Raw genomic sequence first — 15,359 nt, forward strand, 5'->3', positions numbered from 1 at the left:
TCCGATTGCGATGGAAGAAGGTTTACGTTTTGCTATTCGTGAAGGCGGCCGCACCGTTGGTGCTGGTGTCGTTAGTAAGATTGTCGAATAGTATATAATGCTTATGGCTGAGCACATGGGTGCTCAGCCGAATGAGAGCATATGTTAGGCCAGTAGCTCAATTGGCAGAGCGACGGTCTCCAAAACCGTAGGTTGGGGGTTCGATTCCCTCCTGGCCTGCCATTTTTGTTTTCATCAAGATGGATTAATAACAAAACTAATGGCAGATAAACTCAAACTGATAGTCGCAGCCGCCTTAATGGTCGCCGCGATTGCTTTGTTTTATACCCACTCTGAGTATTCAACATTGCTGCGTGTGCTTGGCCTCCTTGCGGTGGCTGCACTTTCCTTATTCATTGTGTCCCGTGCCGCTGTGGGCGCATCAGTGTTATCATACATAGGTGATACGCAGGTGGAAGTGAGAAAAGTTGTCTGGCCGACTCGCCAGGAAACTTTACAAACCACCTTGGTTGTTATTGTTATGGTCATTGTTGTTGCCATTATGTTGTGGGCCTATGACTCACTTTTAGGTTGGGCCGTTCGCGCGCTAACCTTGTAAAGCTGGATGTGAAATGAGTAAACGCTGGTACGTAATACAAGCCTATTCCGGCTATGAAGCACAAGTAAAACGTTCTTTGGAAGAGCGCGTTGCACGCCTGGGGTTGGAAGAAAAATTCGGCGAGATTCTCGTTCCGACTGAAGAAGTTGTGGAAATGCGTGAAGGACAAAAACGCCGTAGTGAACGTAAGTTCTTTCCAGGTTATGTACTTGTCAATATGGAAATGGATGATGAAACATGGCATGTCGTCAATGATCTGCCACGCGTCCTACGTTTTATAGGTGGTACTGGAGACCGTCCAGCACCTATCACCGACAAAGAAGCAGAACAAATTCTGCAACGTGTTCAGGAAGGTGTCGAAAGTCCACGGCCGAAAGTTCTTTTCGAACCTGGCGAAGTGGTACGTGTTACCGATGGACCGTTTAATGACTTCACCGGTGTTGTCGAAGAAGTCAATTATGAGAAAAGCCGACTACGCGTTGAGGTGGTTATTTTTGGCCGCTCAACACCTGTCGAACTTGAATTTAGCCAAGTCGCCAAAGGCTAGGCTATAAAAAAAGACCAGTATTTACTGGATTGTTACTGGGGAGCCGCAAGGCGTTTGTACCCGTTTAGGAGTTAATAATGGCTAAAAAAATTACAGCCTACATCAAGCTGCAAGTTGCAGCTGGTCAGGCAAACCCAAGTCCTCCTGTTGGTCCTGCATTGGGTCAACATGGTGTGAACATCATGGAGTTCTGTAAAGCGTTTAACGCAAAAACACAAAATCTGGAACCGGGGTTGCCGACTCCAGTTGTTATTTCTGTGTATAACGATAAAAGCTTTACCTTTATCACTAAAACTCCCCCTGCTGCAGTTTTATTGAAAAAAGCAGCTGGCCTTAAAAGTGGTAGTGCTCGGCCCAATACTGACAAAGTCGGTACTGTTACTCGTGCCCAATTGGAAGAAATTGCCAATACAAAAATGCCGGATCTTTCTGCTGCCGACTTAGACGCTGCGGTTAGAACGATTGCCGGTACTGCGCGCAGTATGGGTCTGAATACAGAAGGGGTTGAATAATGGCTGCTCTTGGTAAAAGAAGTCGCGCTATTCGCGAAAAACTGACGGCTGGCAAGGTCTTTGAACTTGATGAAGCATTAAGTTTTGTAAAAGAAAATGCATCAGCAAAATTTGTTGAATCTATTGATGTCGCTATCAATTTAGGGGTTGACCCACGTAAATCGGATCAGGTTGTTCGTAGCTCAACAGTATTGCCAAACGGAACCGGTAAAACCGTTCGCGTAGCGGTATTTGCTCAAGGCGCAAATGCCGATGCGGCAAAAGAAGCTGGCGCAGACGTCGTTGGTTTTGAAGATCTGGCTGAGTCAATCAAAGCGGGCAACATGGATTTTGATGTCGTTATTGCCTCACCTGATGCAATGCGTATTGTCGGTACTCTTGGTCAGGTTCTTGGTCCACGTGGATTGATGCCTAACCCAAAAGTCGGAACGGTTACACCGAATGTTGCTGAAGCAGTTAAAAATGCTAAATCAGGTCAGGTTCGTTACCGTACAGATAAAGCGGGTATTATTCACTGTGCAATTGGCAATGCAGGATTTGAAGTTGAAGCTTTACGCCAAAACCTGATTGCATTACTTGATGACTTGAATAAATTAAAACCTAGCTCTGCAAAAGGCGTTTATATCAAGCGTATCAGTGTTTCCAGTACTATGGGTGCTGGTGTTGCAGTAGATAAATCATTCTTAGTCTAACTAAGAAAATAATTGGACCGCCCAGTGCTCGTCACTGGGTCGTCTAAGACCGCAGGCATGAAAGTTTAATAGACGAAAGTCTGCCTGCGCAGACGGGTTCAGCTACAGAAATTCTGAGGTTGAATGCCGTGAAGGTGGAAGTGGCAACACTTCTTTTGTTAGCAACACACGCTACTTGATTATGAGTAGTGAACCTAAGGAGGTCTTAGGTGGCTTTAAATCTCGAAGGTAAAAAGGCCGTCGTTGCTGAGGTCGCTGAAATTGCATCAACTGCGTTCTCTGCTGTTGCAGCAGAGTACCGTGGCTTGACTGTTTCAGAAATGACTGCGTTGCGAGTTGCAGCGCGTGAGCAAAATGTTTATTTACGTGTAGTACGTAATACATTGGCTCGCCGTGCTGTTGAAGGTACTGATTTCGCCTGCATGCAGGAAGGAATGACTGGACCTTTGGTGTTCGGGTTTTCTATGGAAGATCCAGGTGCCGTTGCACGTGTCATGGCTGATTTTGCAAAAGACAACAAAAAGCTCGAAATAAAAATGGTTTCATTAGGTGGCAAGCTATTACCTGCTTCCGATTTAGACCGTTTGGCGAAAATGCCTACCAAAGATCAGGCTATCAGCATGTTCATGGGTACGCTTAAAGCGCCTATCGAAAAATTTGTTCGTACTTTACAAGCGCCTACCAGCAAAATGGTTCGCACTTTTGCGGCCGTTCGTGACGCAAAACAAGCTGCTTAATCCATTTTGGATAAGTAACTTATTATTTAATTCTGTAAGCTTGAAATAGGAAAATATCATGGCTGTATCTAAAGACGATATCTTGGAAGCGATTTCCAATATGACAGTTGTTGAGATCGTAGATCTGATCGAAGCAATGGAAGAAAAATTCGGCGTAACTGCTGCTGCTCCAGTTGCCGCTGCTGCTGCACCTGCTGCTGCCGCTGCTGCCGCTGAAGAGCAAACTGAATTCAACGTTGTTATGACTAGCTTTGGCGAAAATAAAGTTGGCGTAATCAAAGTTGTTCGTGGTATCACCGGTCTTGGTCTGAAAGAAGCCAAAGACATGGTAGAAGGCGTTCCAGCAACTGTTAAAGAAGGCGTAGAGAAAGCAGAAGCTGAAGACGTTCTGAAACAATTGCAAGAAGCTGGTGCGACTGCTGAACTTAAGTAAGCACACCTACAATCGTGGTCAGTTTACTGCCACGAAAAAGAAAATGGCTGGTGACTTTAGTCACCGGCCTTTTTCCGTTGCAGGCCGATCGACATTCGGCCACCTACAATATATGACCCTACCTGCTTTTCCGTTAAAAGAAAACAGGTGTTTCTTCGAGGTGTAATACATGGCTTATACGTTTACCGAGAAAAAACGGATTCGTAAAGATTTTGGCAAGCGTCCAAGTGTCTTGACCGTTCCAAACTTACTGGCAACTCAGGTCAATTCCTATCAGGATTTCCTGCAAATGGTCGTCCCTGCTGATGAACGCAGTGCAATGGGCTTGCATGCGGCATTTCAATCAGTGTTTCCGATTAAGAGTCACACTGGTATGGCTGAACTGCAATACGTCAGCTACCGTCTCGGAACACCAGCTTTTGACGTCAAGGAATGTCAACTACGTGGTGTGACCTATGCTGCACCTCTTAGAGTAAAAATGCGTCTGGTTATCTATGATAAAGACGCCCCTGCTAAATCAAAAGTCGTCAAAGATATTAAAGAGCAGGAAGTATATATGGGTGAAATCCCATTAATGACGGAAAAAGGTAACTTCGTTATTAATGGTACAGAGCGTGTAATCGTTTCTCAGTTACACCGCTCCCCAGGTGTGTTTTTTGATAGTGATAAAGGTAAAACACATTCATCAGGTAAAATTCTTTATAACGCTCGTGTTATTCCATACCGTGGTTCTTGGCTGGATTTTGAATTTGATCCAAAGGATGCTGTTTTTGTCCGTATCGACAGACGTCGTAAACTACCAGCGTCAATCTTGCTGCGTGCATTGGAATACAGCAATCAGGAAATCCTGGAGATTTTCTTTGAAAACGATACATTCACCCGTAAAGGTGACGGGTTTGAATTGGCTCTGGAGCCTCAACGTTTACGTGGACAGTCCGTACCGTTTGAAATTCTGAATCCTCAAGGTGACGTCATTGTAGAAGCCGAACGTCAAATCACCGGACGGCATATTCGTCAAATGGAAAAAGCGGCAATGACCACGTTGGCCGTTCCCGCTACATATTTGATCGGGAAAGTTATTGCTAAGGATATTATCGATCCAGCTACAGGTGAGTTGTTGGCCAATGCCAATGATGAAATCACCAGCGATTTGCTCGAAACATTTGAACGTTTTGGCATCAATGTTATCGATACGATTTTTGCTAACGATTTGGATCATGGTCCTTACATGTCTGACACATTGCGTCTTGATGAAACGCGCAGTGCTTTAGAGGCAAAAGTTGAAATTTATCGCATGATGCGTCCTGGTGAACCACCAACAGAAGATGCAGCACAAAATCTATTTACCAGCTTGTTCTTTAGCCAGGATCGTTATGATCTATCTAATGTTGGACGGATGAAGTTCAACCGCCGTTTAGGTCGTGAAGAACTGGATGGTGAAGGTATCTTGTCTAAAGAAGATATTGTAGCTGTTCTAAAAGAGTTGATCGGCATCCGTAACGGTTTTGGTGTGGTGGATGATATCGATCATCTTGGTAATCGTCGGGTTCGCAGCGTTGGTGAAATGGCAGAAAACCAATTCCGCGTTGGCTTGGTACGTGTTGAGCGTGCAGTACGTGAGCGATTAAGTATTGCCGAATCTGAAGGCTTGATGCCTCAGCAATTGATCAATGCCAAACCTGTTGCCGCAGCGATTAAAGAATTCTTTGGTTCTAGCCAGTTGTCGCAATTCATGGATCAAAACAATCCATTATCTGAAGTGACACACAAACGTCGTGTATCAGCTTTGGGGCCTGGTGGTTTGACACGTGAACGTGCAGGCTTTGAAGTACGTGACGTTCATCCAACTCACTATGGCCGTGTTTGCCCGATTGAGACTCCTGAGGGACCAAACATCGGTTTGATTAACTCTTTGGCGTGTTATGCCAGAACCAATCAATATGGTTTTATCGAAACCCCATATCGTAAGGTTATTGATGGCAAAGCGACCGAAGAAATTGTTTATCTTTCGGCAATTGATGAAGGTGAATACCGCATTGCCCAGGCAACAATAAATTTAAATGATGACTTTTCTATTGCGGACAACATGGTGCCATGTCGTCACAAAAATGAATTTTCATTAATGCCTTCTGAACAAGTGCAACTAATGGACGTATCTCCACGTCAGGTTGTTTCGGTAGCTGCTTCTTTGATTCCATTCCTGGAACATGATGATGCTAACCGGGCCTTGATGGGGTCGAACATGCAACGTCAGGCTGTACCGACATTACGTGCTGATAAGCCATTAGTCGGTACGGGTATGGAACGTGTTGTTGCTCAGGATTCTGGCGTCATGGTCACTGCAAAACGTGGTGGTGAAGTCGATTCCGTTGACGCAAGTCGTATCGTTATTCGTGTAAACGATGACGAAACCGAAGACAATGAATCGGGTGTCGATATTTATAACCTGATCAAATATGCCCGTTCAAACCAAAGCACTACGATTAATCAACGTCCAATTGTTAAGCCGGGTGATGTGGTTGCGAAAGGTGATGTTTTAGCTGATGGGCCATCAACTGATAAAGGTGAATTGGCGTTAGGACAAAATATTCTTGTCGCATTTATGCCCTGGAATGGTTACAACTTCGAAGATTCGATTTTGTTATCAGAACGAGTAGTTGAAGAAGATCGCTTTACCACTATTCATATTCAGGAATTGAACTGTTTAGCACGTGATACCAAATTAGGAACCGAAGAAATCACCGGTGATATCCCTAATGTCAGTGAGAGTGCATTGGCTAAACTGGATGAATCAGGGATCGTTTACGTCGGTGCTGAAGTTAAACCGGGTGATATTCTGGTAGGTAAAGTTACGCCTAAAGGTGAAACCCAGCTGACACCTGAAGAAAAACTGCTTAGAGCAATCTTCGGTGAAAAGGCGGCGGACGTTAAAGACTCATCTTTACGTGTCCCTTCTGGTACTTACGGAACAGTGGTTGATGTACAGGTCTTTACCCGTGATGGTGTGGAAAAGGATGAGCGTACACGTGAGATAGAAAAAGCCGAACTTGAAAAAGTCTGGGCGGATTTAAAAGATCAACATCGTATAATGGTTGATGACGTATTTGCTCGTCTGGAACGTAACTTGGTCGGAAAGGTTGCTGAAAAAGCGCCAGGATTGAAGAAAGGCGAGAAAATCACTAAAGCGTATCTGAAAACTCTGGAGAAATCCCAGTGGTACGACATTCAGATGGCTGCAGATGAATTAAATGCCATGCTGGAATCTACGGCCAACCAAATTAAGCAATATCGTAATGATATGGATGAAGCTTTCCAAATCAAGAAAGATAAGCTGACCTCTGGCCATGATTTGGCACCAGGCGTTCAACGCATGGTTAAAGTCTTCCTGGCCGTAAAACGTCGTATTCAGCCTGGTGATAAATTAGCTGGTCGTCATGGTAACAAAGGTGTTATTTCCAACATCGTGCCAGTTGAAGACATGCCTTACACTCAAGATGGCCGTCCAGTTGATATCGTCTTGAATCCACTGGGTGTACCGTCACGGATGAATATCGGTCAGATTCTGGAAGTCCATCTTGGCTGGGCTGCCAAAGGACTTGGTTATAAGATTGAAGAGATGTTGCAGCAACAACGTAGCATTGCTGAGCTGAGAGAGTTCCTTGGCAAAATCTATAACACCAGTGGCAAAAAAGAAGATTTAGATTCATTAACAGATGAAGAAATCATCGAACTGGCGGGTAATCTACAAGCAGGTGTACCAATGGCAACACCGGTATTTGACGGTGCGGATGAGGGTGAGATTAAAGCCATGTTGGAATTGGCGGGTCTTCCTGCAACCGGACAAGCCAAATTGATAGATGGTCGTACTGGTGAAACATTCCATCGTCCAGTGACTATCGGTTACATGCATATGTTGAAACTGAATCACTTGGTTGATGACAAAATGCACGCTCGTTCGACTGGCCCATACAGTTTGGTGACACAGCAACCATTGGGTGGTAAAGCCCAGTTTGGTGGTCAACGGTTTGGTGAAATGGAGGTATGGGCTCTGCAGGCTTATGGCGCCGCTTATACACTTCAGGAAATGTTGACAGTCAAATCAGATGATGTAAACGGCCGGACCAAGATTTACAAAAACATCGTTGATGGTGATTATCGGATGGATGCGGGTATGCCTGAATCCTTCAAAGTATTAACACGTGAGATTCGCTCACTGGGTATTGATGTCGACCTAGTCGAAGAGTAAAACGCGAACCCGATAATCAGGACATATGTCGTCTAAACGACAGCGGAGAAAAAATATGAAAGATTTGCTTAACATGTTAAAGCAACAAACGCAGCCGGAAGAGTTCGATGCGATTCGCATCGGTCTGGCTTCGCCTAAAATGGTGCGTTCTTGGTCGTTCGGTGAAGTAAAAAAACCGGAAACCATCAACTATCGTACCTTCAAGCCAGAACGAGAAGGTTTGTTCTGCTGTAAGATTTTTGGTCCGGTTAAAGACTACGAATGTCTTTGTGGTAAATATAAACGCCTGAAACACCGTGGTGTTATCTGCGAAAAATGTGGCGTTGAAGTTACGGTGGCCAAAGTTCGTCGTGAACGCATGGGCCACATTGAGCTTGCCAGCCCAGTAGCACATATCTGGTTTTTGAAATCATTACCATCACGGATCTCATTATTCCTGGATATGACATTACGTGATATCGAACGCGTTTTATATTTTGAAGCGTTTATCGTTGTTGATCCTGGCATGACACCATTAGAAAGAGGTCAATTGCTTTCTGATGAAATGTATATGCAAGCGGTTGAAGAATACGGCGATGAGTTTGATGCTCGTATGGGGGCAGAAGCGGTTCAGGAGCTGTTAAGAAGCATCGATCTGACCAAAGAAGTTGATGTCATTCGTGAGCAGATCGAAGGTACCAATTCTGAAACCAAGATTAAAAAACTGACCAAACGTCTGAAGTTGATGGAAGCGTTCCTGGATTCTGGTAATAAACCAGAATGGATGGTCATGGAAGTTCTGCCAGTCCTACCACCGGATTTACGTCCATTAGTGCCATTGGATGGTGGTCGTTTTGCGACATCGGATCTGAATGATTTATACCGCCGTGTTATTAACCGTAATAACCGATTGAAACGTCTATTAGATTTGAATGCACCAGACATTATCGTGCGTAACGAAAAGCGGATGTTGCAGGAATCAGTTGATGCGTTACTGGACAATGGCCGTCGAGGCCGTGCGATAACCGGCACTAATCGTATGCCACTGAAATCTTTGGCCGATATGATCAAAGGTAAACAGGGTCGTTTCCGTCAAAACTTACTGGGTAAACGTGTCGACTATTCTGGTCGTTCAGTTATCGTCGTAGGTCCGTACCTGAAACTGCACCAATGTGGTTTGCCGAAAAAAATGGCTTTGGAATTATTCAAACCATTTATTTATGGAAAACTCGAACGTAGCGGTCAGGCCACAACAATTAAAGCGGCTAAAAAAATGGTCGAACGCGAAGGGCCAGAAGTCTGGGATATCCTGGAAGAAGTCATTCGTGAACATCCCGTTTTATTGAATCGTGCACCCACGTTGCATCGTTTAGGTATTCAAGCATTTGAACCGTTATTGATTGAAGGTAAAGCTATTCAGCTGCATCCGCTTGTCTGTGCGGCATATAACGCTGACTTTGACGGTGACCAAATGGCTGTACATGTACCGTTATCATTGGAAGCGCAATTAGAAGCCCGTTCATTGATGATGGCTACAAACAATATTTTGTCACCTGCGAATGGCGAACCTATCATTATTCCTTCACAAGACGTTGTTTTGGGTCTGTATTACATGACTCGCTCGTTAGTGAATGAAAAAGGTGAGGGCAGTCGTTTTGCGGATATCGCAGAATTAAGACGTGCATACGATAATAAAGTCGTTTCATTGCATGCAAAAGTCACTGTGCGTATTGATGAAACGGATGTTACGTTACCTGAACCCGAACAGAATCGAACGATCCGTGTTGAAACAACAGTAGGTCGTGCAATGCTGTTTAGTATTGTGCCAAAAGGTCTGCCTTTTGCCGTTGTTGATCGCACAATGACCAAAAAAGCCATCGGTGATTTGATTAATACTTGTTATCGTCGGTTGGGTTTGAAAGATACGGTCATTTTTGCTGATCAGTTAATGTATCTTGGGTTTAGCCAAGCAACAATGTCAGGTGCTTCCGTTTGTGCAGATGATATGGTTATTCCGGAAGCCAAAGGCAGCATTCTCGCCAAAGCGGAAGCAGAAGTTGAAGAGATTGCGACTCAATACGCTTCGGGTCTGGTGACAGATGGTGAACGTTACAACAAAATCATTGATATCTGGTCTCGTACCAATGATCAAATCGCTAAAGCGATGATGGATGGACTGGGTACTGATACTGTACTGGATGCTGAAGGTAATAAAGTGCAACAGCAATCCATGAACTCCATTTATATGATGGCCGATTCTGGTGCTCGTGGTAGTGCGGCACAGATTCGTCAGTTGGCCGGTATGCGTGGTTTGATGGCAAAACCGGATGGTTCCATCATTGAAACACCTATTACTGCTAACTTCCGTGAAGGTTTGGACGTTTTACAATACTTTATTTCTACCCATGGTGCTCGTAAAGGTCTGGCTGATACGGCATTAAAAACTGCTAACTCAGGTTACTTGACACGCCGTTTAGTTGATGTATCGCAAGATCTGGTCGTTATTGAAGATGATTGTGGTACGACTAAAGGTATCAGTATGACACCTATCATCGAGGGCGGTGACGTAGTCGAAGCTCTTGGTGAACGTGTATTAGGTCGCGTTGTATCAGAAGATGTCCTTAATAGCGAAGGTGAAGTCGTCCTTAAAACGGGCCATATGATCGATGAAGGCTCAGTGACTAAACTTGAGCGTGAAGGTATTGACGAAGTTATGGTTCGTAGTGCTATCACCTGTGAGTCACGCTACGGAGTATGTTCATCCTGTTATGGACGTGACCTTGGTCGCGGACATAAGATTAATGTGGGTGAAGCTGTGGGTGTTATCGCTGCACAATCAATCGGCGAACCGGGCACCCAGTTAACAATGCGTACGTTCCACATTGGTGGTGCCGCATCTCGAACCGCTGCTGATAATTCGGTTGTTCTGAAATTCAAAGGTCGTATCCGTTATTTCAATATTAAATCCGTGGAAAATACAGCGGGTAAATTTATTGCAGTATCGCGGTCAGGTGAATTGCACCTGATTGATGAGAATGGCCGTGAACGTGAACGTTATAAGATTCCATACGGTGCTGAAATTGCCGTAGCCGATGATGATGCAGTAGAGGCTGGACAAGTTGTAGCAACGTGGGATCCACATACGCATCCAGTTGTAACAGAGGTTAAGGGTCATATTCGACTGAGCGATCTTGTTGAAGGTGTAACAGTTGATAAACAGGTTGACGAAGTTACAGGCTTAACAAGTTTGATTATTCGTGAGCCAAAACAACGTAGTAGTGCGGCAAAAGATATGCGCCCTATGGTCAAGTTGGTAGATGACCATGGTAATGACGTGCATATTGTTGGCACGGATATCCCTGCTGAATACTTCTTGCCTGGTGGTGCGATTGTTCGTGTTACCGATGGAATGGAAGTAGAAATTGGTGACATCCTGGCTCGTATTCCTCAGGAAAGCAGTAAAACTCGTGATATTACGGGGGGTCTGCCACGCGTTGCTGACCTGTTCGAAGCACGTAAACCAAAAGATCCTGCATTGATGGCAGAAATCAGCGGTACCATCAGCTTTGGTAAGGAAACCAAAGGCAAACAGCGTTTAATTATTACGCCAAAAGAAGGTGAGCCACACGAAGAACTGATACCAAAATGGCGTCACGTTTCAGTGTTTGAAGGTGAACATATCGAAAAAGGTGAAATGATTGTTGATGGACCTGAAGATCCACATGATATTTTGCGATTAAAAGGCATTTTAGCCTTAGCAAATTATATGGTTAGTGAAGTTCAGGAAGTATACCGTTTACAAGGCGTTAAGATTAACGATAAGCACATTGAAGTTATCGTTAGACAAATGTTACGTAAAGTTGAAATCGACTCTGTTGGTGATAGTAAATTCTTGAAAGGCGAACAGGTTGAGTTTGACCGCGTCTTAGATGCTAATGATGAGCTAGTCGGGCAAAACAAAATGGGCGTTCTCTTTACCCCAATGCTGCTGGGTATTACCAAAGCTTCATTGGCGACAGATTCGTTTATTTCAGCGGCATCATTCCAAGAAACAACGCGTGTTCTAACCGATGCCGCTGTAACGGGTAAGAGCGACAATTTACGTGGCTTGAAAGAGAACGTAATTGTTGGTCGTTTGATTCCTGCAGGTACTGGATTGGCTTATCACAAAGAGCGTCAACGTCGTCGCCAGGGCGGAAAACCGGCAACTATTGAGCCGGTAACTGAAGTCATCGAAAATGGTGAGGAAGAAATTAACGAGGCTTCTTAAAAGAAGCCTTGACGGCGTGTGTTATTGCGTTGTAGAATTCCTCTTCTTTGTCGGGCACCAATACTAGGTGCCCGCTTTTTACTTGAATGGTAATGCGAGAAGATTTAGTATCGCAGGCTACCATCGATAGATATTTGTTAAGGTTGTATTAATGGCAACAATTAATCAGTTGGTTCGTAAGCCGAGATTGAAGCAAAAGAAAAAGAATAATGTACCGGCATTGCAGGCTTGTCCACAACGTCGTGGTGTTTGTACTCGTGTTTATACTACTACACCTAAGAAGCCTAACTCGGCGATGCGTAAAGTTGCTCGTGTCCGTTTAACTAACGGTTTTGAAGTGACTTCTTATATCGGTGGTGAAGGCCATAATCTGCAAGAACATAGCGTTGTGTTGATTCGCGGTGGTCGTGTAAAAGATTTGCCTGGTGTGCGTTATCACACTGTACGTGGTGCGTTGGATACCTCTGGTGTTTCTGCACGTCGTCAAGGCCGCTCAAAATATGGTGCGAAACGTCCTAAAGGTTAATCCTGGGAAAAACACCGAGCGTAAATTAAAGATTTAGGATTAAGAAAATGCCAAGAAGAAGGGTTGTTGCCAAGCGTGAAGTTCTGCCAGATCCAAAATATGCAAATATTGGATTAGCTAAATTCATCAACGTTATCATGAAAGATGGTAAGAAATCTGTTGCTGAAAAAATCACTTATGGAGCACTGGCTTCAGTGTCCGAAAACAAAGGCGGAAATGGTTTAGAGATTTTCCAGAAAGCAATTGAAAATATTAGCCCAATGGTTGAAGTTAAATCTCGTCGTGTTGGTGGTGCAACATATCAAGTGCCAGTTGAGGTTCGCGCAGAACGTCGTGTTGCTTTAGCAATGCGTTGGTTGGTTGAAGCGGCCCGTAAACGTGGCGAGAAATCAATGGGTATGCGTCTTGCTGGCGAATTGTCTGACGCTTATGAAGGCAAGGGCACCGCTGTCAAGAAGAAAGAAGACACTCATCGTATGGCAGAAGCTAACAAAGCATTCTCCCACTTTAGATTTTAAGTATTACCCTTGCCTGACTAGACTCAGGCAAGGTTTTGTTCTTTAACATTGTTGATCGTAAAGAGTAGCTATAGTGGCACGTAGTACACCTATTAATAGATACCGGAATATTGGCATCATGGCGCATATCGACGCGGGTAAAACCACGACGACTGAGCGCGTGCTGTTTTATACAGGTATCTCACACAAAATTGGTGAAGTTCACGATGGCGCAGCAACGATGGACTGGATGGAACAGGAGCAAGAGCGAGGTATTACAATTACTTCCGCTGCTACGACCTGCTTCTGGGCCGGTATGGATCAACAATTTCCACAACACCGAATTAACATCATTGATACACCAGGACACGTGGACTTCACTATTGAGGTTGAACGTTCCCTTCGTGTACTTGATGGTGCTGTTGCTGTTTTTTGTGCCGTCGGGGGTGTAGAACCTCAGTCAGAAACAGTATGGCGTCAAGCAAATAAATATCATGTTCCTCGTCTAGCTTTTATCAACAAGATGGATCGTCAGGGAGCAGATTTTCTCCGCGTAGTCGAACAAATCAAAAAGCGCTTAGGTTCTCGACCAGTTGTGATGCAATTACCAATTGGTGCTGAAGAACACTTTGAAGGTGTAGTTGACTTAATCAGAATGCATGCAATTTATTGGAATCAGGAAGATATGGGCGTGACATATGATGCCCGTGAAATCCCTGCAGAAATGCTTGCTGAATGTAAAAACTATCGCGAACAGTTAGTGGAAGCGGCGGCAGAAGCTAACGAAGAATTAATGAATCAATACCTTGAAACGGGTGAGCTTACTGATGAACAAGTCAAGCTCGGTATCCGTTTGCAAACTCTGGCAAATGAACTGGTTCCTGCTTTTTGCGGTTCAGCTTTTAAAAACAAAGGTGTTCAAGCAGTATTAGATGCTGTAGTTGAATATTTGCCATCACCAACTGAAGTTCCCGCCATTAAAGGCCTTGTGGATGTAGATAAGGAAGAATACGCTACACGTCAGGCTGATGACAAAGAGCCGTTTGCTGCTTTGGCATTTAAAATTGCAACAGATCCCTTTGTTGGAACATTAACATTCTTTCGAGTCTATTCCGGTGTTTTAAAGTCAGGTGATGCTGTTTTTAACCCTGTTAAAGGTAAAAAGGAACGTATCGGCCGTTTAGTGCAGATGCACGCAAACAGTAGAGAAGAAATCACCGAAGTATTTGCCGGTGATATAGCTGCAGCAATCGGTTTGAAAGATACGACGACTGGTGAAACGCTTTGTCATCCTGAACACATTATTACTTTAGAGCGTATGGATTTTCCTGAGCCGGTAATTTCAGTTGCAATTGAACCGAGAACCCAAGCTGATCAGGAAAAGATGAGTATAGCGCTAGGTAAGTTGGCAAAAGAAGATCCCTCATTTCGTGTACGTACGGATGAAGAATCTGCACAAACTATCATTGCTGGTATGGGGGAATTGCACCTTGATATCATCATTGATCGCATGAAACGTGAGTTTGGCGTGGATGCGAATGTTGGTGCACCTCAAGTCGCTTATAGAGAAACTATACGCAAAACAGTTGAAGCAGAAGGCAAGTTTGTGCGCCAAAGCGGTGGCAGAGGTCAGTACGGACATGTTTGGTTGCGTTTGGAACCCCTGCCTTCTGGTAGTGGGTATGCCTTTGAAAATGCGACGATCGGCGGAACAGTTCCAAAAGAATACATTTCATCTGTAGATAAGGGTATACAAGAGCAGATGAAAAATGGTGTAATAGCCGGCTACCCTGTGGAAGATGTCAAGGTTACTTTGTTTGACGGTTCTTACCACGATGTCGATTCAAATGAAATGGCATTTAAAGTTGCTGGTTCAATGGCTTTTAGAAATGGTGCGCTTGAAGCGTCTCCTGCTTTGTTAGAGCCAATTATGAAAATTGAAGTTGTTACTCCCGAGGATTACATGGGAGATGTGATGGGCGATCTGAATCGCCGTCGCGGCTTGGTAAATGGTATGGATGATGTGCCAAGTGGAAAAGTTATTAAGGCAGAAGTGCCATTAGCAGAAATGTTCGGATACGCAACAGATTTACGCTCAGCCACACAAGGTCGTGCTACGTACTCAATGGAGTTTGCGAAGTACAGTGAAATTCCTGGAAATGTAGCTGAAGCAATCATTAACAAAACGAAATAAAACATAGTTGAACGAGGTAGATAGATGTCCAAGGCAAAATTTGAACGTACAAAACCCCACGTAAACGTGGGCACCATTGGTCACGTTGACCACGGTAAAACTACCCTGACAGCAGCGATTACGAAAGT

At 44.3% G+C, this 15,359-nt stretch carries 13 protein-coding genes and 1 tRNA gene; all 14 read left to right on the plus strand.

Going from position 1 to position 15,359, the window contains the following annotated elements; all coding sequences use genetic code 11:
- The coding region (locus LGT40_RS01890) for an EF-Tu C-terminal domain-related protein (RefSeq protein WP_226343144.1) at positions 1 to 91 on the plus strand (91 nt) is incomplete at its 5' end.
- Between the two features lie 55 nt (positions 92 to 146).
- A tRNA-Trp gene (locus LGT40_RS01895) sits at positions 147 to 222 on the plus strand.
- A gap of 37 nt (positions 223 to 259) precedes the next feature.
- Complete coding sequence (secE, locus tag LGT40_RS01900; protein ID WP_226069757.1) at positions 260 to 598, plus strand: preprotein translocase subunit SecE; 339 nt, start codon at positions 260 to 262, stop codon at positions 596 to 598.
- A 13-nt stretch (positions 599 to 611) separates the two neighbouring features.
- Positions 612 to 1,145 carry a transcription termination/antitermination protein NusG gene (gene nusG, locus LGT40_RS01905; RefSeq protein WP_226069758.1) on the plus strand — a complete coding sequence of 178 codons (534 nt, stop codon included), beginning with the start codon at positions 612 to 614 and terminating at the stop codon, positions 1,143 to 1,145.
- 77 nt (positions 1,146 to 1,222) lie between these two features.
- The gene (rplK, locus tag LGT40_RS01910) at positions 1,223 to 1,657 is read left to right on the plus strand and encodes a 50S ribosomal protein L11 (RefSeq protein ID WP_069296880.1); all 435 of its coding nucleotides are present in this window, start codon (positions 1,223 to 1,225) and stop codon (positions 1,655 to 1,657) included.
- A complete protein-coding gene (rplA, locus tag LGT40_RS01915) occupies positions 1,657 to 2,349 on the plus strand; it encodes a 50S ribosomal protein L1 (RefSeq protein ID WP_226069759.1) in 693 nt (230 codons plus the stop codon). The genes rplK and rplA overlap by 1 nt, the downstream gene beginning before the upstream one ends.
- Positions 2,350 to 2,558: 209 nt before the next feature.
- Positions 2,559 to 3,086, plus strand: a complete 528-nt coding sequence (gene rplJ / locus LGT40_RS01920; protein ID WP_226069760.1) for a 50S ribosomal protein L10 — start codon at positions 2,559 to 2,561, stop codon at positions 3,084 to 3,086.
- A gap of 58 nt (positions 3,087 to 3,144) precedes the next feature.
- Positions 3,145 to 3,519, plus strand: coding sequence for a 50S ribosomal protein L7/L12 (rplL, locus tag LGT40_RS01925; protein ID WP_226069761.1), 375 nt, complete (start codon positions 3,145 to 3,147; stop codon positions 3,517 to 3,519).
- A 169-nt stretch (positions 3,520 to 3,688) separates the two neighbouring features.
- A complete protein-coding gene (rpoB, locus tag LGT40_RS01930; protein WP_226069762.1) occupies positions 3,689 to 7,765 on the plus strand; it encodes a DNA-directed RNA polymerase subunit beta in 4,077 nt (1,358 codons plus the stop codon).
- 55 nt (positions 7,766 to 7,820) lie between these two features.
- Positions 7,821 to 12,014 carry a DNA-directed RNA polymerase subunit beta' gene (rpoC, locus tag LGT40_RS01935; protein WP_226069763.1) on the plus strand — a complete coding sequence of 1,398 codons (4,194 nt, stop codon included), beginning with the start codon at positions 7,821 to 7,823 and terminating at the stop codon, positions 12,012 to 12,014.
- Between the two features lie 151 nt (positions 12,015 to 12,165).
- Complete coding sequence (rpsL, locus tag LGT40_RS01940) at positions 12,166 to 12,540, plus strand: 30S ribosomal protein S12 (protein ID WP_007144668.1); 375 nt, start codon at positions 12,166 to 12,168, stop codon at positions 12,538 to 12,540.
- Between the two features lie 47 nt (positions 12,541 to 12,587).
- Positions 12,588 to 13,058 (plus strand): 30S ribosomal protein S7, encoded by a 471-nt coding sequence (gene rpsG, locus LGT40_RS01945; protein WP_014707497.1) that lies wholly within the window; start codon positions 12,588 to 12,590, stop codon positions 13,056 to 13,058.
- 73 nt (positions 13,059 to 13,131) lie between these two features.
- Complete coding sequence (fusA, locus tag LGT40_RS01950; protein WP_226069764.1) at positions 13,132 to 15,231, plus strand: elongation factor G; 2,100 nt, start codon at positions 13,132 to 13,134, stop codon at positions 15,229 to 15,231.
- Positions 15,232 to 15,255: 24 nt separating this feature from the next.
- The coding region (locus LGT40_RS01955; RefSeq protein ID WP_226069765.1) for a GTP-binding protein at positions 15,256 to 15,359 on the plus strand (104 nt) is incomplete at its 3' end.

Source organism: Methylophaga pinxianii (genome assembly GCF_020447225.1).
Taxonomy (GTDB): Bacteria; Pseudomonadota; Gammaproteobacteria; order Nitrosococcales; family Methylophagaceae; genus Methylophaga; species Methylophaga pinxianii.